The 22238-nt window shown below is 60.9% G+C and carries 24 protein-coding genes and 1 pseudogene; 16 read left to right on the top strand and 9 right to left on the bottom strand.

All coding sequences use genetic code 11. The features are described from left to right. Positions 1 to 317: 317 nt before the first annotated feature. From P3T23_RS30875 to P3T23_RS30855, 5 genes and pseudogenes are all read right to left on the bottom strand, one after another. Positions 318 to 1403 carry a serine hydrolase domain-containing protein gene (locus P3T23_RS30875; RefSeq protein WP_429319875.1) on the bottom strand — a complete coding sequence of 362 codons (1086 nt, stop codon included), beginning with the start codon at positions 1401 to 1403 and terminating at the stop codon, positions 318 to 320. 199 nt (positions 1404 to 1602) lie between these two features. Then, a pseudogene (locus P3T23_RS30870) lies at positions 1603 to 1698 on the bottom strand (glutathione transferase GstA); the annotation flags it as partial. A gap of 224 nt (positions 1699 to 1922) precedes the next feature. Continuing rightward, the gene (locus tag P3T23_RS30865; RefSeq protein WP_429319874.1) at positions 1923 to 2327 is read right to left on the bottom strand and encodes a hypothetical protein; all 405 of its coding nucleotides are present in this window, start codon (positions 2325 to 2327) and stop codon (positions 1923 to 1925) included. A gap of 138 nt (positions 2328 to 2465) precedes the next feature. Next, a complete protein-coding gene (locus tag P3T23_RS30860) occupies positions 2466 to 2939 on the bottom strand; it encodes a hypothetical protein (protein WP_429319873.1) in 474 nt (157 codons plus the stop codon). 14 nt (positions 2940 to 2953) lie between these two features. Then, positions 2954 to 3490: a tautomerase family protein gene (locus tag P3T23_RS30855; RefSeq protein ID WP_429319872.1), complete on the bottom strand. Its 537-nt coding sequence runs from the start codon at positions 3488 to 3490 to the stop codon at positions 2954 to 2956. Positions 3491 to 3595: 105 nt separating this feature from the next. On the opposite strand from P3T23_RS30855, the gene P3T23_RS30850 reads away from it, so the two are divergent. The 7 genes from P3T23_RS30850 to P3T23_RS30820 all read left to right on the top strand — a co-directional run bounded on the left by P3T23_RS30850 (position 3596) and on the right by P3T23_RS30820 (position 10845). Continuing rightward, a complete protein-coding gene (locus P3T23_RS30850; RefSeq protein ID WP_429319871.1) occupies positions 3596 to 4633 on the top strand; it encodes a GlxA family transcriptional regulator in 1038 nt (345 codons plus the stop codon). A 216-nt stretch (positions 4634 to 4849) separates the two neighbouring features. Next, the gene (locus tag P3T23_RS30845) at positions 4850 to 5332 is read left to right on the top strand and encodes a MarR family winged helix-turn-helix transcriptional regulator (protein WP_429319870.1); all 483 of its coding nucleotides are present in this window, start codon (positions 4850 to 4852) and stop codon (positions 5330 to 5332) included. A 74-nt stretch (positions 5333 to 5406) separates the two neighbouring features. Continuing rightward, entirely contained in the window at positions 5407 to 6399 is a 993-nt protein-coding gene (locus P3T23_RS30840) for a carbon-nitrogen hydrolase family protein (protein WP_429319869.1), read from the top strand. Positions 6400 to 6449: 50 nt separating this feature from the next. Beyond that, positions 6450 to 7487, top strand: a complete 1038-nt coding sequence (locus P3T23_RS30835; protein ID WP_429319892.1) for an alpha/beta fold hydrolase — start codon at positions 6450 to 6452, stop codon at positions 7485 to 7487. Positions 7488 to 7596: 109 nt separating this feature from the next. After that, positions 7597 to 8529, top strand: a complete 933-nt coding sequence (locus P3T23_RS30830) for an NAD(P)H-binding protein (RefSeq protein WP_429319868.1) — start codon at positions 7597 to 7599, stop codon at positions 8527 to 8529. 22 nt (positions 8530 to 8551) lie between these two features. Beyond that, positions 8552 to 9904 (top strand): alpha/beta fold hydrolase, encoded by a 1353-nt coding sequence (locus tag P3T23_RS30825; RefSeq protein ID WP_429319867.1) that lies wholly within the window; start codon positions 8552 to 8554, stop codon positions 9902 to 9904. Between the two features lie 308 nt (positions 9905 to 10212). Further along, a complete protein-coding gene (locus P3T23_RS30820; protein WP_429319891.1) occupies positions 10213 to 10845 on the top strand; it encodes a LysE family translocator in 633 nt (210 codons plus the stop codon). On the opposite strand, the gene P3T23_RS30815 is transcribed toward P3T23_RS30820, so the two are convergent. Then, positions 10842 to 10997 carry a cation:dicarboxylate symporter family transporter gene (locus P3T23_RS30815; protein WP_429319890.1) on the bottom strand — a complete coding sequence of 52 codons (156 nt, stop codon included), beginning with the start codon at positions 10995 to 10997 and terminating at the stop codon, positions 10842 to 10844. The two genes, P3T23_RS30820 and P3T23_RS30815, sit on opposite strands and share 4 nt — an antisense overlap. Positions 10998 to 11131: 134 nt before the next feature. On the opposite strand from P3T23_RS30815, the gene P3T23_RS30810 reads away from it, so the two are divergent. The 4 genes from P3T23_RS30810 (at position 11132) to P3T23_RS30795 (ending at position 14426) form a co-directional block, all read left to right on the top strand. Further along, positions 11132 to 12037: a LysR family transcriptional regulator gene (locus P3T23_RS30810; RefSeq protein ID WP_429319866.1), complete on the top strand. Its 906-nt coding sequence runs from the start codon at positions 11132 to 11134 to the stop codon at positions 12035 to 12037. 175 nt (positions 12038 to 12212) lie between these two features. Continuing rightward, positions 12213 to 12878, top strand: a complete 666-nt coding sequence (locus P3T23_RS30805) for an HAD family hydrolase (RefSeq protein WP_429319865.1) — start codon at positions 12213 to 12215, stop codon at positions 12876 to 12878. A gap of 14 nt (positions 12879 to 12892) precedes the next feature. After that, a complete protein-coding gene (locus tag P3T23_RS30800) occupies positions 12893 to 14035 on the top strand; it encodes a DSD1 family PLP-dependent enzyme (RefSeq protein WP_429319889.1) in 1143 nt (380 codons plus the stop codon). After that, the gene (locus P3T23_RS30795; RefSeq protein WP_429319864.1) at positions 14025 to 14426 is read left to right on the top strand and encodes a RidA family protein; all 402 of its coding nucleotides are present in this window, start codon (positions 14025 to 14027) and stop codon (positions 14424 to 14426) included. The genes P3T23_RS30800 and P3T23_RS30795 overlap by 11 nt, the downstream gene beginning before the upstream one ends. A gap of 369 nt (positions 14427 to 14795) precedes the next feature. Here the strand turns inward: P3T23_RS30795 and P3T23_RS30790 are convergent, their stop codons facing one another. Continuing rightward, positions 14796 to 15122 carry a hypothetical protein gene (locus P3T23_RS30790; RefSeq protein WP_429319863.1) on the bottom strand — a complete coding sequence of 109 codons (327 nt, stop codon included), beginning with the start codon at positions 15120 to 15122 and terminating at the stop codon, positions 14796 to 14798. Between the two features lies 1 nt (position 15123). Next, positions 15124 to 15504 carry a DUF4267 domain-containing protein gene (locus P3T23_RS30785; protein ID WP_429319862.1) on the bottom strand — a complete coding sequence of 127 codons (381 nt, stop codon included), beginning with the start codon at positions 15502 to 15504 and terminating at the stop codon, positions 15124 to 15126. Positions 15505 to 15619: 115 nt separating this feature from the next. Between P3T23_RS30785 and P3T23_RS30780 the strand changes: the two genes are divergently transcribed. Beyond that, on the top strand, positions 15620 to 16216 hold the full coding sequence (locus P3T23_RS30780) for a TetR/AcrR family transcriptional regulator (protein WP_429319861.1): 597 nt from the start codon (positions 15620 to 15622) through the stop codon (positions 16214 to 16216). A 217-nt stretch (positions 16217 to 16433) separates the two neighbouring features. On the opposite strand, the gene P3T23_RS30775 is transcribed toward P3T23_RS30780, so the two are convergent. Continuing rightward, positions 16434 to 16922 (bottom strand): NUDIX domain-containing protein, encoded by a 489-nt coding sequence (locus P3T23_RS30775; RefSeq protein WP_429319860.1) that lies wholly within the window; start codon positions 16920 to 16922, stop codon positions 16434 to 16436. Between the two features lie 714 nt (positions 16923 to 17636). Here P3T23_RS30775 and P3T23_RS30770 point away from each other — a divergent pair. The 4 genes from P3T23_RS30770 to P3T23_RS30755 are packed head-to-tail and all read left to right on the top strand — an operon-like array spanning position 17637 to position 22206. Further along, positions 17637 to 18188, top strand: a complete 552-nt coding sequence (locus P3T23_RS30770; protein WP_429319859.1) for a hypothetical protein — start codon at positions 17637 to 17639, stop codon at positions 18186 to 18188. Next, positions 18142 to 18855: an ABC transporter ATP-binding protein gene (locus P3T23_RS30765; protein ID WP_429319858.1), complete on the top strand. Its 714-nt coding sequence runs from the start codon at positions 18142 to 18144 to the stop codon at positions 18853 to 18855. Before P3T23_RS30770 ends, P3T23_RS30765 begins: the two co-directional genes overlap by 47 nt. Continuing rightward, the gene (locus P3T23_RS30760) at positions 18848 to 19543 is read left to right on the top strand and encodes an ABC transporter ATP-binding protein (protein WP_429319857.1); all 696 of its coding nucleotides are present in this window, start codon (positions 18848 to 18850) and stop codon (positions 19541 to 19543) included. Before P3T23_RS30765 ends, P3T23_RS30760 begins: the two co-directional genes overlap by 8 nt. Continuing rightward, positions 19540 to 22206, top strand: a complete 2667-nt coding sequence (locus P3T23_RS30755) for an FtsX-like permease family protein (protein ID WP_429319856.1) — start codon at positions 19540 to 19542, stop codon at positions 22204 to 22206. The genes P3T23_RS30760 and P3T23_RS30755 overlap by 4 nt, the downstream gene beginning before the upstream one ends. Positions 22207 to 22238 lie beyond the last annotated feature (32 nt).

Genomic DNA, 22238 nt, shown 5'->3' with positions numbered 1-22238 from the left:
CTCAGGGCAACGATTGTCGACTATTCGCGAACGAGTGCCGAACGACCGTTCCTGGCCGGGTGCTGCCTCATGCAATTGGCATACACAGCTTCAACGTCGCTAGGCTGCGATCGGCGGCACGCGACCGAGGCCGTGTGAAAACGCAAAAGTACTCGGTTTTCGGGTGTCGCTTTACCCTTTCTGAGTTGCTGCCAAGCCAATACGGCGCGATCTGGAGGGTCGATTTTTTAGAACGCCGCATTCAGCATGCGTTTTCACACGGCCTCGACCCAAGCCGGACACCTGACCACCTAAACTGACGGTCCAGGAGCGGTCACTTACCAAGGCTGACCTCGACCGCACCAGACTGAGCACGGCGGTCGGTCCCGCTCGCCGCGCTCACACCCTGGCGTCAAGCCGCTGGTACGACCGCACCCACCTGCTGGTACACCGCCGTCTCGAAGCCAATGAGTGTCTCGATGACAGGCATATCGAAGAAGGGGCAGCAGCTGCGTCATTAACACACCGCCGATGCCCTTGGTGCGGTCGATCCAATAGTAGGAATTGAAGACGCCGGCCCAGTCACCGGTCCCGCTGCTGCGCATGCCCGGCACATCGGCGAGCGTCAGGTGGAAGCCGAGACCCCAGCCCTGCGGCACCGGAAGTGCGGGCACATCGTTCGACAGTTCAGGCACCGTAGATTTCAGCAGATCGGGGAGCCTGATATCCCCGAGGTGGTTTTGCAGCGCCATCTGTACAGTCGCCGACTCAAGGATGCCAGCGCCGTCGTTGAGCCATGCCTGGAGAAAGCGGCCGTAATCCTGCACCGTGCCGTACGATCCGTGGCCGGCAGCGTCCCATTCGGAGGTCGGCGGCAGATCGGGCGCTGAAGGCGCGAGCGTGCCGTCAGGTTGGCGCTGCATCACGCGCAGCAGCCGCGCACGCTGTTCGACGCTGGGCGCAAATGTCGAGTCGTTCATCCCCAGCGGCCCGTACACATGCTGCTTGAGATAGCTGCCCAAACTCTGTCCAGATAGCTTCTCGACAATGAGCCCTAGCCAGTCCGCGTTGGTGCCGTACTCCCAGGCCGCGCCGGGGTCGCTGACGAGTGGTACAGAGAGACTGCGCTTCAGCCCCGTGAGAGGGTTGGGCTCCCCCGTGAGCTCGTGGTAGCGCATCAACTTTTCGTTGAGGAAGAAATAGCCCAGGCCTGCCGAGTGGGTCATCAGTTGGCGCACCGTGGCTCCGCTGGCAGGAGGCCGCAAACGCGGCTTCTCGCCGTCGAAGCCTTCCAGCACCTGCAACTGACCGAACTCGGGCAGAATCGACTCGACGGTGGCATCAAGGCTTAGCTGCCCCTTCTCCACGAATTGCAGCGCCGCGGTAGTGGCCACTGCCTTCGTCATCGACGCGTTGCGGAACATCGTTTGTGGGCCTGCCTCGCCCGCGGCGTAATGGCTACGACCGCCGCAACACCGTGAACAACACCTTTCGAGACTGCATCGTCCAGCAGTGCCTTGATGGCAGAACCGTCAAAGGTCATGGTTGTCTCCTGCGTTCATGGTTGGGAACCCGTACGCGGAATCGATTCCGGTACGGTTGGGACAGGCTTTCCACCGACGAAATGTCCACCTTTTCGAGTTCAATTGCGATACCGACTTCGCGTGCGACGATATGTGACGCAAGCGAGCATGCTCCCGGCGAGTAATAAAGCTTCATCTTTGATCCTGACAAGGACTTAAAACAATTGCGCTACGATCGATCCCACCTTCATCGTCACGCGCATCAGATGGTGACGGGCCATAGGACACCATGAGCAGTCCGCGCCGATATAATCCGGTAACTTCCAGGTAACTAAACCACAACGGCGAGATAATCTGCCCGCGTTCCCCGCCTCTTCAAGAAAACCGGCGGCGCAGCAGCCCGGTACGCTCTAGCGCTTTCTACTGGGGGGAAGGCGGATTCAAAAGCTTACTCAACGGCTTCAGTGGGCCTATTGGGAGAAGCGAGAATGTCATTAAGTGCGCTTTCCCCAAGGGAAGTGCCTCGAGCATTTCATGCGCTTGACTTACGTCCGTAACGTTCAGGATGAACGCCACCCCAGCCTGGTCTTGCAGTGAATACCACTGGTCAATCTTGCCCTCGAGGTAGAGCTGCGCCGTCTCGCGAACTTCGGTCGGAAGAATGTGTTGGACAAGTTGCATGTCCGTGCCCGGTGGAAAGGTGCCAATCGCCAATATCTTCGTGGTTGGCGTGGTTGGCATCGGAGTGGTTTGCGCCATGGAGACTCCAGCAGAAGCGACCAGCACAGAGGCTGTTGTCAAATTAAGAAAAAGGCGTTTCATCATGTCCTGTTCTTGTCGCATCAGCCTGAAGGCTGCCGCGAGCCTCCGCCTGGATTATGCATCGCGCGATAGTGTTCGCGTACGCCATCAAGTGCATCAGTCATTGCAAAATCCTCACTGCTTCGATCGATAGATCGTTCGTTACGGCAACTCTTCAATACAAGGAGGCTGGCGCGAGGCCACACCAGATGCCGTATTCAGCGCTGCGGCTTCTGGTCCCGTCAGATAGCAATCGCGGAAGCGCTCATCGACGCGTTCCCACATCCGTTTCGAAAACAGCAGCGCTGCGTTGAGCGGGCGATGGTTGATGACCACGGAATCCGTCTCGCCCTGTTCGTTCAGATGCGCGACGACCACTGTTTCGATCGGCACGCCCTGGATCTGCGACCGATAGGATTCCATGTACAAACCATTGCCGATCTCGCCCTTGTAGCTGTGATGCTGGAATTCGTAGAGCGAGACCGCGTGTTTGATCACGGAGAGAATATCGGCGCGTCCCTCGATCGGACGCTTCAGGACGGTGGCTTCGAGCGTCGCGTTTTCGGCGAGCCTGGCCAGCCAGAGCGGCGGACCGCCTGCGGGCACCAGCATGGGGGCTGTGTCGTTGAATTTCATGCTGGGCGCTCCAGTTACGGTTTGCTCGTCATGCCTGCGCTAGCGGCATCGAGCGCTGCTTCGAGCGTGATGCGCGCCTTTTCGAGGCGGCGTCGCGCGAGGCGTCCAACGCCCGCGCCGCGCTCAGACTCGCCCGCCAGCAGCGCATGAATATCGGGCAGCATCCAGATCGCGCCGCGCGTCCCCCAGGCGCCATCCGGAATCTCGGTCGGGAAGACCCAGACGCGCGGCGCGACGTCATCGAACGGCCGGTTCTCCGCGCGCGCCACCGCTTCCGTGACGTTTCTGACGAGCGAGCGACGCGATTCGTCGGTGTATTGCCCTTCGGGTGCAGACGGAATGATCCGGTAGCGTATCGTGTTCGTGCGTTCGCCGCCGATGTAGATCGCAGCAGGCCGATGAAGATGGAACACGGTGACACGCTGTGCGATCGGATTGGCGGGATCGTACCCTTCCGCCTCGATGAGGATGTCGGTCAGTTCCTTGACGAGGCGCGCTTCGGCCTCGGGCGTCAAGGCGTCTTCGGGCCACAGTGCATCGATCATTGGCATGGTGCTGCTCCTGCTTTCAGGTCATTGGATGTGGCCATGATCGGGGTTTACTCGTGCGGCCGGAAGTGGCAGCATCGCCATTATTCAGGGAATTTCAGACACGCAATGGCCATCGTCCGCATCTGGGTCTATGACGGAATCCTCGCGTCCGGCGTCGCGGGCCCTGTTGACGTCTTCAGCGCGGCCAATCAGTTCCATGCGCGCAAGGCTGCACCGGGCGCGACATCCGCGCCGGTGTTTGCGTGGCGCGTGGAATCTCTCGACGGGCAACCCGTCACGGCTGCGTCGGGCCAGACCATTCACGTCGACGGCAAGATCGACCCGCGCAAACGGGCGGACGCCGTTCTGCTGACGGCACCGTTTTTCTCGAACATCGACGAGTTCATCGGGCGCCGCGAGCAGTTGAACGCGCTGTCTTCCGCACTGCGGCGTCAACGCAAGGCAGGTGCCGTGCTGGCAGCTTATTGCACGGCCAACTACCTGCTCGCCGAGGCGGGCCTGCTGGATGGCCGCGCCGCAACGACGCACTGGGCGAGAGCCGCGGACTTTGCGCGCCGCTATCCGCGTGTCGAAGTTCGCGCACAGGAACTGCTGATCGCGCAAGACGGCATCATCTCGGGCGGCTCCGTGACGTCGTATCTGAATCTCGCGGTGCGGCTCGTCGAAACATTCGCCGGCGAAGAACTCGCCACGATGACCGCGAAGGCGCTGTTGATCGACATGAACCGGACTTCGCAGGCTTCCTTTGCAACGCTTCTCGACGAACATGGGCATACCGACACGCTCGTCGCGCGCGCCCAGCAGCAAATGGAGGCTACGTTGCAGCAGGGATTCCGGTTGAGCGATCTGGCGGCATCGCTTGCTGTCAGCGAACGCACGCTCAATCGCCGTTTCAAGGAAGCCGTCGGGCTCGCACCGTTGACGTATCTGCAGAATCTGCGCATCGAGGTCGCGAAAAAGTTGCTGGAAACGCGGCCAATTGGGCTTGAGGCGGTGAGTCAGCGGGTCGGTTATGGCGATACCAGCACATTTCGGCAATTGTTCAAGCGCAAGACCGGGTTCTCGCCGAGTGAATATCAAATGCGGTTCTCGCGTGCCGCGGCGGAGAATATAGAAGCCGAGTCAGGCCGCAACGGCGGCTGAGGCCTCGCGAGATCATCACGCCGCAGCCCTCGTCATTTCCCTCCCTCTTTCCCCGCACTGCCTTTTTGTATCTCAACGTATCTACAACAGATAGGGATACGCACGCTTACACACAACCGACTTTCGGACACAAGCGGGATACGTTCATCCGCTCAAATACGCCCATCGCGAGCAAAACACCGCACCGCAAAAACTGGGCTTACCGAGGTAGTGCATATGCAACACGAGTCGAACGGAACCGTTGAACTGGACCGCACCGCGGATGAACCGCTGAGCAGCCAGATCGCGCGCAATTGTCTGCTGACGCGCGCCCGGCAGATCTCCCGCGTCTTGACTTCCGTCTATGACGATGCGTTGCGTCCGTTCGGCATCGCGGCGCCGCAGTTCTCATTGCTCGTGCAGATCGCGGAGTTCGGGCCTGTTAGCCGCTCAGATCTGGGCCGGCGGAATCATCACGAGCGCTCGACGCTGACAAGGAATCTGCAGCCGCTGATCGCGCAGGGCTGGGTTGCCGAGGGCGTCCCGGCAAGCGATGGTCGAAGCCGCCCTCTCTCGCTCACGCACGAAGGCAAGGCGCTGCTCAAAAACGCCGCGAGCAGGTGGTCGGCTGCACAGAGCCACGCCACGCGCCTCCTCGGCGAAAGCGGCGCCCATGAGCTCATGAATATCGCGCGCAAATTGCCGCTGCGCATGGTCTGAAGTTTTTCGGTCGATGTTGCATATGCAAGATTGACCAACGCCTGGTACCCCTCCCCCTAGTCAAGGAGTTTGTCATGAAAGTCGTCAAAGCCGCCGCCGTCCAGTTCAGCCCGGTGCTCTATAGCCGTGAAGCAACCGTCGCCAAGGTCGTGCAGAAGATCTACGAACTCGGCCAGAAAGGCGTGCAGTTCGCCACCTTCCCCGAAACGGTCGTGCCTTATTACCCTTACTTTGCGGCCGTCCAGACGGGCATCGAGCTTCTGTCGGGCACCGAACATCTGCGCCTGCTCGAACAGGCTGTGACTGTGCCGTCCGCTGCTACCGACGCGATCGGCGAAGCCGCGCGAAGGGCCGGCATGGTCGTGTCCATTGGCGTCAATGAGCGCGATGGCGGCACGCTGTACAACACACAATTGCTCTTCGATGCTGACGGTACGCTGATCCAGCGCCGCCGCAAGATCACGCCGACGCATTTCGAACGCATGATCTGGGGCCAGGGAGATGGCTCGGGCTTGCGTGCAGTCGACAGCGCAGTCGGCCGTATCGGCCAGCTCGCATGCTTCGAGCACAACAACCCGCTCGCCCGCTACGCGATGATCGCCGACGGCGAGCAGATCCATTCGGCGATGTACCCGGGTTCCGCCTTTGGCGAGGGCTTTACCCAGCGCATGGAAATCAACATCCGCCAGCATGCGCTCGAATCCGGCGCGTTCGTCGTCAATGCAACGGCGTGGCTGGACGCGGACCAGCAGGCACAAATCATGAAAGATACCGGTTGTGGAATCGGTGCGATCTCGGGCGGCTGTTTCACCACGATCGTCGCTCCTGACGGCATGCTGATGGCCGAGCCGCTTCGCTCGGGTGAAGGCGAAGTGATCGTCGATCTCGACTTCACGCAAATCGACCGCCGCAAGATGCTGATGGACTCGGCCGGCCACTACAACCGCCCCGAATTGCTGAGTCTGATGATCGACCGTACGCCGACCGCGCATGTTCACGAACGCGCTTCGCACCCGATGATCGTCAACGACCAGGGTTCCGACGATCTGCGCACCCACGCTGCATGATCTGCAACTTCGAGTTGCCCCCTATCGAAGGAGGATTTGCTTTGAAAGCAATGATCAGGACCGGCTGCGCGAGCATCGTCGTTGCGGCGCTGATGGCGGCCGCCTCGCCCGGCTACACGCAGACGTCAGCAACGGATGCACCCGTCGCAACGCATGCGCGCAAGCCCGCGGCCGCAAAGACCGACATCTCGGACGGTGCGCTGGTGAAGTCGCTGCCCGGATTCAGAAATGGCTATGCAACCGTGAACGGCGTACGGCTGCATTATGTGGTCGGCGGCAAGGGCGAGCCGCTCGTGTTGCTGCCCGGTTGGCCCGAAACGTGGTGGACCTTCCACAAGATCATGCCGGCGCTCGCCGAGCATTACACCGTGATCGTGGTGGATCTGCGCGGCATGGGCGCGTCGTCGAAACCCCTTGACGGCTATGACAAGAAAACGATGGCCGCTGATATCCATGAACTGACGCAATCGCTTGGATACGACAAAGTTGCGATCGCGGGACACGACATCGGCTCGGCTGTGGCGTTCGCCTACGCGCAGAACTATCCGGAAGCCACCGACAAGCTGGTGATGATGGAGTTTCCGCATCCCGACGATAGCCTGCAGACTTTTCCGCTTCTACCCGCCCAAGGCGCATACGGTGACAGGCTGGGTTCGGCGCGCCCGAACCTGTGGTGGTTCGCGTTCAATCAGGTCAGAGGTTTGCCGGAGAAGCTGCTGGCAGGCCGCGTCCGGCTTGAACAGGACTGGCTCTTCCACTACTTTCTTGTGAATGAGCAAGCAGTCGACGCGCGCGACCGCGCCGTGTACGAGCACGCCTATGACAGCGCCGCCGCGATCCGCGCAGGCAACGCGTGGTATCAGGCCTTCCCTCAGGACGTCAGCGACAACAAGGATTATGGCCAGCTGCAAATGCCCGTTCTCGTGATGGGCGGTCCCGCATACAAGTGGATGAAAATGGTCGTCGGAGAAAAGGCGGTCAATATGAGCGCCGTCGACGTAGAAAACAGTGGGCACTTTATCCAGGAGGAGCAGCCCGAGCTGGTTACGAAGACAATGCTCGGCTTTCTGCAAGGCGCACGCGGATGATGACCCGATCGTCGCGTTGATCGACGTATGCATAGCGCACATATTCATACAGACGTGTGTATATGCATACATAAATAAAGTGAAGTCTCTCCCTTGAAAGGTATGTGATATGACAACGAAACCTGCTCATGATCGGCCCATTCTCGTGACGGGCGCCGGAGGCGCAATTGGTGGCATTGGCCGCAACGTGACAACGTCATTGCTCGCGAAGGGCTATAAAGTGCGGGCGCTGGTCCGCAAAGAAGACGAACGCGCTGACGAATTGCGCCGTCTTGGCGCCGAAGTCATGGTCGGCGATCTGACCGATCTCGCCTCGATGCACCGCGCAATCGAAGGCTGTTCGCGCGTCTATTTCGGCATGTCCGTCTCTGCGGCCTATCTCGAAGCAACCGTCAATTTTGCTGCCGTGGCGCGTCATCATGGCGTCGAAGCCATCGTGAACATGTCGCAGATGACAGTCACGGAAATGAGCATCACGGAGACCACCGACAGCCCCCAGCATAAGCTGCACTGGCTTGCCGAGCAGGTTTTGCAGTGGTCGGGGCTGCCCGTCGTCACGGTGCGGCCCACGGCGTTTCTCGAGAGCTTCTTCCTGACGCTTGGCGCAGCCGGCGTGCGCGACAACGACGAACTCGCACTGCCGCTCGGCAATAGCAAGACTTCGCCCATTTCAGCCGTTGACGTTGCAAATGCCGTATCGGTGATTCTCGAAGACCCGGCGCCGCATATTGGCAAGATCTATAACCTGACGGGCCTCGAATCAACCGATCTCGAGCACGCCGCGCGCGTCTTTTCGGACGCGCTCGGCCGGCCCATCCGTTACCGCAATGTGCCTGTCGCGCCGTGGTCGGACGAATTGCGCGAACTCGGCATTCCCGCTCACGTCGTCGATCATCTGGCCGTGATGGCCGACCTGCACGCTCAGGGACGATACGACCGCATGACGAACGACCTGTTCGAACTCACGGGCCGCAAACCCATGAGCATGTACGACTTCGTGAGACTGCACATCGCAGACTTCACGCGCAACGCAACACGCTGATCCAAGGCAGGAGACCGACCCCATGTCAAAAGACACGCCCCAATCCTCATCGCGCCGGCACTTTGTCGGTATGGCCGCCGCGGCGCTCGCCGCAGGCTCGCTTAGCCGGCTCGCCTTCGCGGAACCGAGCCCGGCAATCGGCAAGATCACCGAACCCGCGAACGGCGACAAGACGGCGATCCGGCCGTTCCGCGTTCACGTCCCCGACTCGCAGCTCGTCGACATGCGGCGCCGCATCAAGGCGACGCGCTGGCCGGATCGCGAGACGGTGCCCGATGAATCGCAGGGTATTCAGCTCGCCACCATCCAGGGGCTCGCGCAATATTGGACAACCGGCTACGACTGGCGCAAATGCGAAGCGCGGCTGAATTCGTATCCGCAGTTCATCACTGAGATTGACGGACTCGATATCCATTTCATCCACGTGCGGTCGAAGCACGAAAACGCGATGCCGTTGATCGTGACCCACGGCTGGCCCGGCTCGGTCATCGAACAGTTCAAGATCATCGACCCGCTCGTCAATCCGACAGCGTACGGCGCGCCGGCTTCGGATGCCTTTCATCTCGTGATTCCATCCTTGCCCGGTTACGGCTTTTCGGCGAGACCTACCACAACGGGCTGGGGACCGGAGCGCACCGCGCGCGCGTGGGTCACATTGATGAAACGCCTCGGCTATGAGCGCTTTGCTTCGCAGGGCGGCGATCTCGGCGGGATCGTCACGAACATCATGGCCAAACAGGCGCCGCCCGAACTGATCGGCATTCATGTGAACTTCCCGGCCGCCGTTCCGGCGGAGATTCTGAAGTCGCTGGCCGCGGGCGACGCGATGCCTGCCGGCTTATCGGACGAGGAAAAGCATGCGTATGAGCAGTTGAGTGCCAACTTCAAAAAGAAGCGCGGCTACGCTTTCGAAATGGGCACGCGCCCGCAGACGCTGTACGGACTCGCCGACTCGCCTGTCGCGCTGGCTTCCTGGCTACTCGACCACGGCGACGGCTACGGCCAGCCCGCGGCGGCGTTAAGCGCAGCCGTGCTCGGTCATCCCGTCAACGGTCATTCAGCAGGCGCGCTGACGCGAGACGACATACTCGACGACATCACGCTTTACTGGCTGACCAACACCGGCATCTCGGCGGCGCGCTTCTATTGGGAGTCGCACGCGAATTTCTTCCTCGCGGCCGACGTCAACGTGCCTGCCGCTGTGAGCGCTTTTCCGGGAGAAAACTACCAGGCGCCGAAGACCTGGACCGAAAAGGCCTATCACAACCTGATTTACTTCAACAAACCCGAAACGGGCGGGCACTTCGCGGCATGGGAAGAACCGATGATCTTCGCGAACGAAGTGCGCACGGGGTTAAGGCCCTTGCGCGCCTAAAGTGCGAAGCGCTCCTCGATGTAATCGTGCCAGTCGGGTCCATGCGATGTTGTTCGCATTGATCTGCCGTTTGGTTCGGCCCCGAGTCCGCTTGCGAAACACGGGTTTTCGACCAGACGGGTCGGACTGAGGCATTCATGAAGGCGGCCCGGGCGTTTGACCTGCTTCGGCCATGCGGCGCCATCCGCCTCGTTCGACGAACACTGGCGCGCATGTCTGATATTCCTCGAAAGATGGCAATATTGCCACTCCCGCTCGTTTCGGCAAAGCCCGATAATCAGGCGACTTTCCATTTCTGGAACCCAAACATGATTGCAAACGCCTGTTTCTCGACAAACCTGCTGCTTGCCTATGCAGCGTATTTCGTTGGCACCGCGAGTCCAGGGCCGAGCAACCTTGCAATTATGTCCATAGCGGCCAGTCACGGCCGGAAAGCGGCGTTGATGTTCGCACTCGGTGTCATCTCGGGGTCAATGTTTTGGGCGACGGTGGCAACGCAAGGCGTGTCGGCTGCCCTGATCGCCTATTCGCAATTCATCATTGCAGTCAAGATTTTTGGTGGTCTATATCTCTTGTGGCTAGCCTTCAAATCCGGACGCAATGCGCTTGCGACAGCAGCCGAATCCGTACTGAAGGTGGAACGAACACCGACATTGCCGAGCGTCTACTCCCGCGGAGTGATGCTCCATCTTACTAATCCAAAAGCTATCCTCGTGTGGGTTTCAATTGTTGCTCTATCGTCGAACAGCACGGGATCAGCCCATAGTGATGTAGTCGCAGGTTGTGCGGCCATCGGATGTCTGGTGTTCGGCGGTTATGCAGTATTGTTTTCAACGGACTCGGCTCGCAGGTTGTACGTGCGGACCCGTCGTGCCCTGGAAGGATGCCTGGCCGTTGTATTCGGAATTGCCGGCATCAGACTTCTGGCGTCGCGTGTCTAACTAAACGCAGGCGGGGATGCGGCAACGACCACGACCGATGCGATAAGTAACCGGGATAGCGCGCGAATCCCCGTACGCCCCACCGCCTTTGGATCACCCATCGCCACAATGCCTGAGACAAGGCCAAAGAAGACCAGCGGTGGGATGATCATCTTGAGCGACCGAAGAAAAAGATCGGTAGCAATCGACTGGAAACCCGCATCGTTTCCACGATGTCGCGAAGGTACTTGATCGATCCGGCCGAACAATTTGATTTCCCTAAACTTATGAACTTAGCGGCACTGAAATGACTGATTCTGCCGATATCCGTTTCCTCCTTACCATCCAGCAGAACGGGAGCTTGATCGCTGCCGCGCGGAAGCTTGGCCTCACACCCTCTGCGGTATCTCAGCGACTGCAGCAACTCGAAAAGAAACTCGGCACCAGGCTGGTCGACAGAACCGCACGCAAGCTGATCTTCACAGAGGAGGGCACGCTGCTGTGCCTGCGCGGATCGGAACTGATCCAGCAACTCGACACACTGCTGGAAGATCTGCGAATTCGCCATGGAGGATTGGTCGGCACATTGAAGGTCAACGCACCGCTCGGTTTCGGCCGTCGGTATCTCGCCTCGGTCATCGCAGATTTCCAGCAAGAGAATCCCGACGTCGATGTGGCATTGACGCTATCCGACCAGCCGTTGACCGAAGCGGCCGACCGTTTCGATGTCGTGGTGCACATTGGTGAACTGCGTGCATCCAATCTTGTCGGCCATGCAATTGCACCCAACGCGAGATTTGTCTGCGCCTCCCCTGCTTTCGTCAAACGTTTCGGCAATCCGGATGCGCCTGACGATCTGGCGCGATTGCCGTGCATCGTCCTTCGCGAAAACAACGAAGACGTATCGTTGTGGCATTTCAGCAAAGGCAAAACCAGTCGCAGCGTCAGGGTTGCGCCGAAACTCAGCTGTAACGATGGTGATGTGATTCGCCGCTGGGCTTGCGAGGGGCGAGGCATCATCCTGCGTTCCGAATGGGATGTCGCGGACGATATTCGGCAAGGAACGCTGGTGAGGCTGCTACCCGCATGGAAAGCACCGGACGCCAACGTTATTGCCCTGACGCACAACCGATCCGGCTTGCCGAGAAGAACTCGGGATTTTATGCAGTACCTGCAAGGACGCTTCAGGCCGCTCCCGCCATGGCGGGTCTGACAGCCCCGTCCTCCGCAGCGGATCGCGCTCCGCGCCACGGCAAATCTGCCTCTGCACGACGTACTCGATGTTTAATTTCTCTGAATTATTGAGTTAATTTTCCTTAACTCACAACGGGACGTCGAAACCTATAATCGAATTCATCTCTGGATTCCGATTATCAAGGTCTATGCCCGTGGAAAGCTCCTCGCCCCGTCCCCGCTATCCGACAGCCGTCCTGTTCGACCTTCTAACCGCATTACTCGATTCCTGGACACTCTGGAATCGTTCCGCCGGATCTGAACAGGCAGGCAGAGCCTGGCGGGCTGAGTACCTGCGGCTCACCTATGGCTGCGGTCAATACGTCGAATATGAAACGCTGGTAAGACAGGCGGCACAACATGTCGGCCTTCCTGCATCTGCGCCGCAAGCGCTTGAGGAAAACTGGCTTGAGCTTGCTCCATGGAATGGGGCCGTGGCTGCGTTGCAGCAACTGCAGCCTCACTGCAAGCTTGCCGTCGTCACGAATTGCTCCAATCGACTCGGTCGACAAGCCGCATCGATTCTGCCCGTGCGATGGGATGCGGTGGTTACAGCAGAAGAAGCCGGCACCTACAAACCCGATCCCCGTCCCTATCGGCTTGCGCTCGACAAACTAAACGTCTCGCCCCATGAAGCGGCGTTCGTCGCCGGCTCCAGTTACGACATGTTCGGTACCGCTGCGGTCGGATTGCGGACCTACTGGCACAACCGGATTGGCTTGCCGCTCGTCTCCGGCGCGCCGACGCCGGAAATCGAATCCCCGACACTCGATTCACTCGTCTCGTGGGCAAGCCGCTTCGAGCCAGCCACTCAACCATGACACCCGACAACATCATGACGCTCGATTTACTGGATACACCTGCGGCCATCATCGACGTCCGGCGGATGAAAAAAAACATCGCCTCGATGCAGGAGCTGATGAACGCCCTGGGCGTGAAATTCCGGCCGCACGTGAAGACTTCGAAATGCCTCGATGTCGTACAGGCGCAGATGTCCGCCGGGGCTCAAGGAATTACGGTTTCCACCCTGAAAGAAGCGGAAACTTTCTTCGCGGCTGGCATCACGGACATTCTCTACGCCGTCAGCATCATTCCCTCCAAACTCTCCCGAGTCATGGCGCTCAGGAAACAGGGATGCGATCTGAAGATCATCGTCGATAATGCCAGCGCCGCCACGGGAATCGTGGAGTTCTGCCAATCGGCGGATGAATCGCTCGAAGTGTGGATCGAAGTAGATACCGACGGGCATCGCTCCGGCATCACGCCCGAAGACGATGCGCTGCTGGAAATCGGCCGCATTCTGCAGGCGGGCGGCGTCAGGGTCGGCGGCGTCATGACGCATGCCGGCTCGAGCTACGAACTGAACACGCAGGAAGCCTTATCGGCGCTCGCCGAGCAGGAACGCGCCGGCTGCGTGCGCGCCGCACAACGCCTGCGCGCCGCCGGCATTCCGTGCGAGACCGTCAGCGTCGGCTCGACGCCGACTGCGCTGGCCGCAAGCAGTCTTGATGGCATCACCGAGGTCCGCGCCGGCGTTTACGTATTTTTCGATCTCGTGATGCACAACGTCGGCGTATGCCCGATCGACGACATCGCTCTCAGCGTGCTCACCACCGTCATCGGCCATCAACAGGACAAGGGGTGGGTCATCGTGGACGCGGGATGGATGGCAATGAGCCGTGATCGCGGCACGTCGAAACAATCCCGCGATTTCGGCTACGGACTGCCCTGCACACTAGACGGTACCCCGCTCGACGGCTACGTGCTGATTGGCGCCAACCAGGAACACGGTATTCTCGCTCGGGCCCATGCCAACCACACACCTGACGACGGCGACCTCAAAGTCCGCTTGCCGGTCGGCACCCGACTGCGCATCCTGCCGAATCACGCTTGCGCGACAGGCGCACAGTTCCCCGAATACCATGCCCTGGAACCGACCGGGGAACTTACCGTGTGGAGACGCTTTCATGGCTGGTGAAAATCGTTCGCAGGAGCCCGTTCATCCCCCCACGCCGGATCTGGCAACACCTGGCGGCCACTATAGCCATGTGACGGTCGCAAACGGGTTCGTTTTTGTCTCGGGCCAGCTACCCATTACCGCCGCCGGAACCAGACTGACCGACAGTCCCTTCGCCGAGCAGGTTCAACAGGTACTCGACAACGTGGAACATGCGCTGCTCGCTGCAGGCAGCGCCATCGACCGATTGGTGCAGGTTCGCGTCTATGTCGACGACATCGCCAACTGGCCTGAATTCAACAGCATATATGCACGTTGGGTCGGCGAGGCGTGTCCTTCGAGAGCCGTCGTTCCTACGGGCCCGCTGCATTTCGGTTTGAAGGTCGAGGTAGAGGCGGTAGCAGTTCTATAAATGTGGCAGAAAATCACGCCCGCAGGCGATTGCGAATGGGAAGCGCGTCACCTCTCCCTGAAGCGGGGAGCAGGTATTTCTGAAACATCAGGTTCGTTCAGGAGCACCTTCGTGCTGACCATATCGGCCAGTAGTCGGGCTCAAAGGAGACCCCTTTGATGTCGAACGGCTGTTCGTGACCGCACCCGGGCCGCCGATGCCGTTGCGCCACGCTTCGACGCGTGGCCGGCGGGCGTCGCCTCGAAGGCGACAGTCGAGTTTCCCTGAACGCTCCACATGAGCCGCGGTTTGCTCTGGAGCGTAGCGGCAGCATAAGCCGTCGGGCTCGATGTGGGTATCAGGCAACCAGTTGGTGCCGTGGAGCTTCGCTTATGGGCTCTTTAGGAATCGCAAATAGAAGGCCGCAAACACCAGGACAATGCCGATATTCACCATCAACCGTTCCCAGAATCGATTCTTAAAGAACAGTAAATCTACGCCAACGACAACGGCTATCATCACCACAATGTAAAGTACGACAGACGTGTTCCTTGTCATCCCAATCATTATCTCCAGTCCGCCGGCAAAACGGCCCCACCAGCGCGGGTAACCCCACCGAGCGAAATCGCTTTGCGTCGCGGGCGTGCCGATCGCGTTAAAGAGGCCTGCGCCAAAGAAGCCGGCAACGAGGAGCCAGATCGAAAGAGCATGGGCCATCTCAGCGCCCACCCATCATCATCAGAATGGCCGTTAAGACCATAAGCACGGCCGTAGGGGCATGCATGCCGAAGGCGCTTCTGGTGGAGCCTTTCGCTGCAAGAATGAGCAGCATGTCGCCGACAGGGATGATCGCTCCCACAAGCAGAATGATGCCGATCCCGCGAGGGGCGCCCCACGCCATGAACGCCAGTACTGTCAATCCCGATGCAATGTCGCGCACCCCCTTGAGGCGAAGCCACCAGGCGATGTTGGCGCCGTTTTCAGGAAGCGGCAGACCGAAACTGCGTGTCGCGGTCGTTGGGTTCACAACATATAGGGTGCCGATCGCGATAATCGCGAGAGCAAGGAGCAGCGCCAGTCCGATCGCAAGCCAATGCATCGCAGTGTCCTATGTTTTGTATCGTATCGACACAATATAATCTATCATTGCTAGATTATCAAGCTTAGGTATCATCACAAGGCATGTCGGCCATCCTGGTCTGGGAGATCGAAGGTTGAGTATCGCTGAGCGGAAAGGCAGGCAACGGGCTGAGCGCGAGTCCCGCATTGTCGCAGCGGCGCGCGTGATCGCAGAGCGCGAAGGATGGAATGCCGTAACGATTCGCCGCCTGGCCGAAGAGATCGAATATAGTCAGCCAGTCCTCTATTCACATTTCGAGGACAGGGATGCGATTGTTGCAGCAGTTGCAGTCGAGGGTTTCCAGGAGATCACCGTGGCTCTTCGGGAAGCGGCGCGTGGATCGACCGGACAACGAAACGCCCTCGAGAATGTCGCCATGGCCTATCTCGGCTTTGCATTACGTCGTCCTGCACTCTACGAGGCCATGTTTGTCCTCCCGACGGATCTGCGGTTCGCTGAAGCTGAAACCAGACCGGAACTGCGGGCTGCTTTCGCAGCTCTTGCGACGGTCGTAACGCCGTTCTGCGTCGATGTGGATGTCGCGACCGAGACTTTTTGGGCAGCCCTTCACGGGCTCGCCGAACTCGAACGTTCAGGCCGAATCAGGCCCAGCGCGCGCGTTGAACGTATCATGCTTGTTGTTCGGGCACTCCTCGTTTCCCAAAACAGCTCTCTCGACCCCAGCTCGTGAGCCAAGACCAGCAGCTCGCGGGGGCGGACCCGCGCTGCCTTGCCATCGCGCGCCAAGCTCGGCAGTCGACGGCATGGGGGATTGCTATTCTGAAGCGATCAGACCGCGTTCAACAGGCCACGCGCGCGTCCTCTTGTCGATGCATACAGGCGGGGACCGACCGACTGCTTTCCCATCACCAGGCCCCGCGGAGATGTCCTGAAAGGAAAAGGGCCAACTAACAGCAGAGATCTCTGCCGAGATACGCAGCGACCGCCTCAGTCAGCGCGATGCCGTGCAATTCCTCTGGCGATGCCAGATGCGCGGCGATAATCTCACGATTATCAAGCCGCAGCTCGGGTATGCAATCGAGGTGTAGTTCAAAGAAATGCACCCGGTCTTTTCGCCCGTCCCAAATGCCGCAGGCGCTGCCCGCGGGGAGCAATGCGTACGACGACAGACCAATCTCCTCCTCCATTTCGCGCTGCGCCGCTGCATCAGGCGTCTCACCGGGCCGGACACTACCGCCGGGAAAATTCCACTCGGCCCGGTACGATGACTTCACAAGCAACAGCGCTCGCCCGACGTAGATTGCTACTAGCGCGCCCTCATGGCGAGGCCGTCGAAGGTACCACCAGGCGCGAGCGAACCGGAACCCGAGGCGAAGCGCTATGCGCCAGACGGAGTCGACAAGCATCGCCGATCGCACTCGCTCAAGGCTCGGCATGAGGTCTCTCCTTTCCTTTCATGGTCAGAGGATCTTCCGGGTCGCCGCGTTAGTGCGGCTCAGGTCATTCAGCGTCTGTCACGCCACTGCCTGGAAACCGTAGTTTAGCCAGCGGCTGCTCTCGCTCGGGAGAGTGATTGCCAACAATTCAAGGGCGTATGTCGACCGACCGTTCATGGCCGACCGCTGCCTGACGCGGTCGGCTCAGTTCGACCCGCTCCGGACGCTCGACCGCGTGGCACCTCAATGGCGGCTCTCAGGGTCCTGCGGTCATTCACTCTTCGAGTCAGGCGGCAAGTCTTCCGCAGTCATTCAACTACCACAGCACTTGTCGGTCAGGCGGCATAGCAGGAGTCGGACACATGGACATTCAAGCATGCGGTCTCGACAGCTGGTTTTGCGAGCAGCGATATGAAAGGCGATGCGACGCTCTTCATAACAAAGAGACTATAGATCGAGTTTCCGGTTCGACACGCGGCCTTGGCTTCTCAGGCCAGTGTGAACGTACGCAGATAGCCGAACCTCGCCCCAGGTCCAACGGACGCGGAGGAGCCAGCTAAGTGTTTCCTAAGCTTCGCGGACTATGGTGCAGGTAGTCCGGTGCATGCGAACCAGTGGTTCCTTCAGGAAGAGTCGCGCTGCACGGATGTGAAGCAGGGAGGGATCGTGATACCACATCTGACCTGTCAGCGCTTACTACGGAGCTCGGCCCTTGTGCTGGCGTTCGCCGCCTCGCCCTGCACGCTGCAAGCCGCCGAAAGCGTCCTGGCGACAACCGGGCAGGCTGCCACGCCCGAAAAAAATCCGCCGGGCGACATTCCAGACACGCAGGTCTTCGTAACCTATCAGTCCCCGGCAGGCTTTTCCCTCAAAGTGCCCGAAGGTTGGGCCCGCACGGACCGCCGCGACGGGACGCGCTTTGCCGATAAGTACAACGTCGTCGAGATCAGTGTTGCCCCTGCTGCGAGCGCGCCGACGGTATCGTCCGTTACTGCGCACTCAGCCGCCGAACTCGCCAGGACCGGTCATGCAATCAGGATCGGTGCCATCAAAAACGTATGGCTGCGCAGTGGGGCAGCCGTGCTGATTATCTACACGTCGAATTCCGAACCGAACCCGGTCACGAACAAGCAACTTCGTCTTGAGCATCACCGGTATTTAATCTATCGCGGCGGCACACTCGCTACGCTCGACCTCTCCGCACCGCTTGGAGCCGACAATGCCGATCAATGGAACCTCATGGCCAATTCGTTCCAATGGCGCTGATCTGCCTCGGCTTGAAGCGTTCGAACTCTACCGGTTTTATCACAGCGGAGACGACGAGACCGCCGCGCTAAGGGGCGTCTCACTGCAACTGTGCGCAGGCGAATTCGTGGCGTTGCTGGGACCCTCCGGCAGCGGCAAGTCAACGCTCCTCGCCTGTCTTGCGGGGCTGGAGGAACCAGACGGCGGCCATGTCGACGTGATGGGTCAACGCCTGTCGCGCCGGCCTGAAGCCGTGCGTGCGGCCTTGCGGGCCCGCCACATCGGCATGCTGATGCAGTCGGCCAACCTGTTCGAGCATCTCACCGTCGAGGGCAACATGACGCTGCAGATGTTGCTTGCTGGCACGAAAGATCGCGTCAAACTCGATGCGCTGCTCGATGTGACAGGCCTGGCTGCGCGACGCCGCGCGTATCCGTCGCAGTTGTCCGGCGGCGAAGCAGCGCGTGCCGGGCTCGCGGTGGCGCTCTCGGCCGGGCATCAGGTGCTCCTTGCGGACGAGCCCACCGCCGAAGTCGATGCGGCAACCGAAACCGTGATCGTGAGTCATCTGGTCGAGCGATGTCACGGCAACGGCGACATGGCGCTGATCGCGACGCACAGCGATGCTCTGGCTGCGCGCGCCGACCGCGTGCTCGTCATCCGCGATGGGAGGCTCGTCGATGCGTGAGGTGCTCATCGAAGCCCAATCACTCAATCGCACCTACCGGCACGGCGAGACGCAAGTCGTGGCGCTCGCCACGGCCAGCTTCGTCCTCCATCGAGGTGATCGCATCGCGCTGGCGGGCCGCTCGGGGAGCGGCAAGACCACCTTGCTGCACCTGATGGCAGCGCTCGATACGCCGACGAGCGGCACGATCGATTGGCCCGCGCTCGGTGCGCGCGAGAGGCTGCTGCCCGCAAAGATCTCGTTCGTGTTCCAGACGCCGAGCCTGCTCGAGCCGCTGACGGTGAGCGAAAACGTTGCGTTGCCGCTCCTGATGGCCGATGCGGCCGATCCCGGCGATCGCGCAAGCGATGTCGAGGGCGCGGTGTCCGCTGCCCTTGCCAGGTTCGGTCTGGAGGCGCTTGCGCAGAAATTGCCGGAGGAACTTTCGGGCGGCCAGATGCAGCGCGTGGCGATGGCGCGCGCGGCGGCCGGACGACCGCTCGTCATTCTCGCTGACGAGCCCACGGGCCAGTTCGATCAGGCCACCGGTCAGGCCTTGCTCGATGCACTCATCGCGCATCTCGCCAACACGCCGACGGCGCTCGTCATCGCCACTCATGATCCGGCTGTTTCAGCACGGATGAACACGCTCTGGCGCCTGGAGCGCGGCGTGCTCACCGAAGCCGGGCCGACAGCGAGACAGCCATGATCGGCCTTTGGCTTATCGGACTTGTCAGGCAACGCGGGGGCCGGCTCGCGGGCATGTCGGGTGGCATCGCGGTGACGGTCGCGCTGGTCACATCGCTTGGCGCTTTCATCGCGCAAAGCACCGCTTCGATGACACAACGCGCGAGCGCCAGCCTGCCCGTGGATTGGCAGGTGCAACCAGGACCGGCGACGACGGGCGCGCTTTCGATCGCGCAGGCGGCAGCAGCCGTCGCAAAGGCCGCGCGCGTCACGAAACAGCAAGCTGTCGGTTATGCCGATGTCGATGGCTTCGAAGCTACCACGGGAGGAAGCGTACAGACGACAGGACAGGGCAAGGTGCTCGGTCTTGAAAGCACGTACTTTCGGGACTTTCCGGCTCAGGTTCGGCTGCTGCTGGGCAGTCTGGATGGCGCTCTGATTGCGCAACAGACGGCCGCGAACCTGCATGTGACCATCGGCGATACGGTGAGCATTCGTGATCCAGGCGTGGCTGCGACCGATGTGCGGATCGCCGGCATCGTCGATCTGCCGAATGCCGATGCGATGTTTCAGGCCCTCGGCGTCGCGCCTCGCACAGCGCCGCAAGCGCCTCCGGACAATGTGCTTCTGCTTCCGATGGACGCGTGGCAACGTCTGTTCGGCGCAGAGGCGGCAGCCGGAGCGCGAGGATTGCGCATCCAGCTTCACGTCGCACTCGCGCATGACGATCTTCCGGGGGATCCTGAAGCCGCCGTTGCGCAGGTGCAGGGCGCCGCAAGAAATCTCGAGGCGCGCATCGCGGGCAATGCGCTCGTTGCCGACAACCTTGCCGCGCGGCTCGACGGCGTGCGCAGCGACGCACTTTACGCAAAGGTCCTGTTTCTGTTTCTGGGCGCACCCGGCGCACTTCTCGGCGCGTTCCTGACGATCGGAGTCGTTGCGGCAGGTTCCGGACGGCGACGCCGGGATCAGGCACTCCTGCGAATCCGTGGCGCATCGCGCGCCCAGATCATGAAGCTGGCGGCGGTCGAAGCGATGTGCGTTGGCGTCGGCGGTACGCTTGTTGGGCTGGTCCTTGCCGCGTTGCTGTCGCGTCTGTTTCCCGGCGCTGGTTATTTTGGGGCTTCGTCGATGGGCTGGGTCGCCTGCGCGGCCATAGCGGGTGTCGTGCTGGCGAATGCGGCGATTCTCGTGGCAGCATGGATCAGTGCAAGCACGACGTCCGTCACGAGCGGCCGCCGGATGACGGGTTCCGCGCGACCGCGCCTCTGGCAGCGGGTCTACCTCGATGTCGTCCTGCTCGCACTGTCGACCATCATCTTCTGGCGGACCTGGAGCACCGGGTATCAGGTCGTGCTGGCTCCCGAAGGCACGCCGTCATCGTCGATCGATTACGTCGCCTTTCTCGCGCCCGTCCTTGCCTGGGCAGGATGCGGCCTGCTGACCATCAGGCTCGGTCTCGCGGGATTGCGGCGCGGGCGCGGCGCGCTCGCCATCTGGCTTCGTCCGCTTGCGCATTCGCTTGCCGACGTGGCCGCAGCGGCGATGAGCCGGCAGCGCAATCGAATGACGCAGGGCATTGCGCTTATCGCGTTGGCGTTCGCGTTCGCGACGTCCACGGCCGTTTTCAACGCAACCTACAACGCGCAGGCGCGCGTGGACGCGGAACTCACGAACGGCGCAGACGTGACGGCGACCGGGACTTCGCAGGCACCCGCATCAGCCAGATTCGCCGAACTTGCTGCGTTGCCCGGAGTCAGCGCCGCCCAGCAGATGCAGCACCGTTTCGCCTACGTGGGCACGGACCTGCAAGACCTGTATGGCATCGACGCCCGCCACATCGGACAGGCGACGCGCATGGCAGACGCCTATTTCGAAGGCGGCAATGCGCAAAGATCGCTCGACCTGCTCGCGCAATATCCGAACGGCATCCTCGTGTCCGAAGAGACCGTGAAGGATTATCAACTGCACCCAGGCGACGAGATCAACCTTCGCCTTCAGAACGCAAGCGACCATCAATATCATGTAGTGCTGTTTCGTTTTGTTGGCGTCGTGCGCGAATTCCCGACCGCGCCGCGCGACTCATTCCTCGTCGCGAATGCCGGCTACATCGCGCGGCAAACCGGCACGAGCGCGGCGGAAATCGTGTTGCTGAAGACAACGGCGCCGCCTGAGCAGGTGGCCGTAGCCGCGCGCGCCACGGTTGCGCCGTTTGGGGCAGTCAAGGTCACCGACATCGGGCAGGCTCAGCGCGTGATCAGTTCGAGCCTGACGGCCGTCGATTTGCGCGGGCTCACGCAACTCGAACTCGGGGCCGCGGCGTTGATGGTCGCCGGCGCAACCGGACTCATCATTGCGCTGGGTTTCTTCGATCGGCGGCGCACGTTTGCGATTCTGACCGCGCTCGGTGCCAGGCCGCGTCAGCTTGGTGCGTTCTTGTGGAGCGAGGCGCTCGTGCTCCTGTTGGGCGGGGCGGCCATCGGAACGCTGACGGGCTTTGCACTGGCATGGATGCTGGTCAAGCTGCTGACGGGTGTGTTCGATCCTCCGCCCGAGCGCCTCACGGTGCCGTGGCTCTTTCTGGCTTTCCTCGCCGGCGTGGCGGCGCTGTCGGTGCTGATCGCGGTGATCGCGGCTATTCGCGAGACGCGCGAGTCTGCTGTCCAGCGCATGCGTGAGCTGTGACGCCGTCGAGCATGCATGCTCGACGGCTCACG

The organism is Paraburkholderia sp. GAS448 (assembly GCF_050435685.1).
Taxonomy (GTDB): domain Bacteria; phylum Pseudomonadota; class Gammaproteobacteria; order Burkholderiales; family Burkholderiaceae; genus Paraburkholderia.
Note: the sequence above shows the minus strand (reverse complement) of the source record. Positions and strands in the feature narration are given on the sequence as shown.

Excerpts from the sequence above, each read along its gene's own strand:
- P3T23_RS30865 (WP_429319874.1), bottom strand. The coding sequence starts at position 2,327 with ATGATGAAACGCCTTTTTCTTAATTTGACAACAGCCTCTGTGCTGGTC.
- P3T23_RS30810 (WP_429319866.1), top strand. The coding sequence starts at position 11,132 with ATGACTGATTCTGCCGATATCCGTTTCCTCCTTACCATCCAGCAGAAC.
- P3T23_RS30800 (WP_429319889.1), top strand. The coding sequence starts at position 12,893 with ATGACGCTCGATTTACTGGATACACCTGCGGCCATCATCGACGTCCGG.
- P3T23_RS30840 (WP_429319869.1), top strand. The coding sequence starts at position 5,407 with ATGAAAGTCGTCAAAGCCGCCGCCGTCCAGTTCAGCCCGGTGCTCTAT.
- P3T23_RS30760 (WP_429319857.1), top strand. The coding sequence starts at position 18,848 with ATGCGTGAGGTGCTCATCGAAGCCCAATCACTCAATCGCACCTACCGG.
- P3T23_RS30855 (WP_429319872.1), bottom strand. The coding sequence starts at position 3,490 with ATGCCAATGATCGATGCACTGTGGCCCGAAGACGCCTTGACGCCCGAG.
- P3T23_RS30815 (WP_429319890.1), bottom strand. The coding sequence starts at position 10,997 with ATGATCATCCCACCGCTGGTCTTCTTTGGCCTTGTCTCAGGCATTGTG.
- P3T23_RS30775 (WP_429319860.1), bottom strand. The coding sequence starts at position 16,922 with ATGCCGAGCCTTGAGCGAGTGCGATCGGCGATGCTTGTCGACTCCGTC.
- P3T23_RS30790 (WP_429319863.1), bottom strand. The coding sequence starts at position 15,122 with ATGGCCCATGCTCTTTCGATCTGGCTCCTCGTTGCCGGCTTCTTTGGC.
- P3T23_RS30830 (WP_429319868.1), top strand. The coding sequence starts at position 7,597 with ATGACAACGAAACCTGCTCATGATCGGCCCATTCTCGTGACGGGCGCC.
- P3T23_RS30825 (WP_429319867.1), top strand. The coding sequence starts at position 8,552 with ATGTCAAAAGACACGCCCCAATCCTCATCGCGCCGGCACTTTGTCGGT.
- P3T23_RS30755 (WP_429319856.1), top strand. The coding sequence starts at position 19,540 with ATGATCGGCCTTTGGCTTATCGGACTTGTCAGGCAACGCGGGGGCCGG.
- P3T23_RS30795 (WP_429319864.1), top strand. The coding sequence starts at position 14,025 with ATGGCTGGTGAAAATCGTTCGCAGGAGCCCGTTCATCCCCCCACGCCG.
- P3T23_RS30820 (WP_429319891.1), top strand. The coding sequence starts at position 10,213 with ATGATTGCAAACGCCTGTTTCTCGACAAACCTGCTGCTTGCCTATGCA.
- P3T23_RS30785 (WP_429319862.1), bottom strand. The coding sequence starts at position 15,504 with ATGCATTGGCTTGCGATCGGACTGGCGCTGCTCCTTGCTCTCGCGATT.
- P3T23_RS30845 (WP_429319870.1), top strand. The coding sequence starts at position 4,850 with ATGCAACACGAGTCGAACGGAACCGTTGAACTGGACCGCACCGCGGAT.
- P3T23_RS30875 (WP_429319875.1), bottom strand. The coding sequence starts at position 1,403 with ATGTTCCGCAACGCGTCGATGACGAAGGCAGTGGCCACTACCGCGGCG.
- P3T23_RS30835 (WP_429319892.1), top strand. The coding sequence starts at position 6,450 with ATGATCAGGACCGGCTGCGCGAGCATCGTCGTTGCGGCGCTGATGGCG.
- P3T23_RS30860 (WP_429319873.1), bottom strand. The coding sequence starts at position 2,939 with ATGAAATTCAACGACACAGCCCCCATGCTGGTGCCCGCAGGCGGTCCG.
- P3T23_RS30765 (WP_429319858.1), top strand. The coding sequence starts at position 18,142 with ATGCCGATCAATGGAACCTCATGGCCAATTCGTTCCAATGGCGCTGAT.
- P3T23_RS30850 (WP_429319871.1), top strand. The coding sequence starts at position 3,596 with ATGGCCATCGTCCGCATCTGGGTCTATGACGGAATCCTCGCGTCCGGC.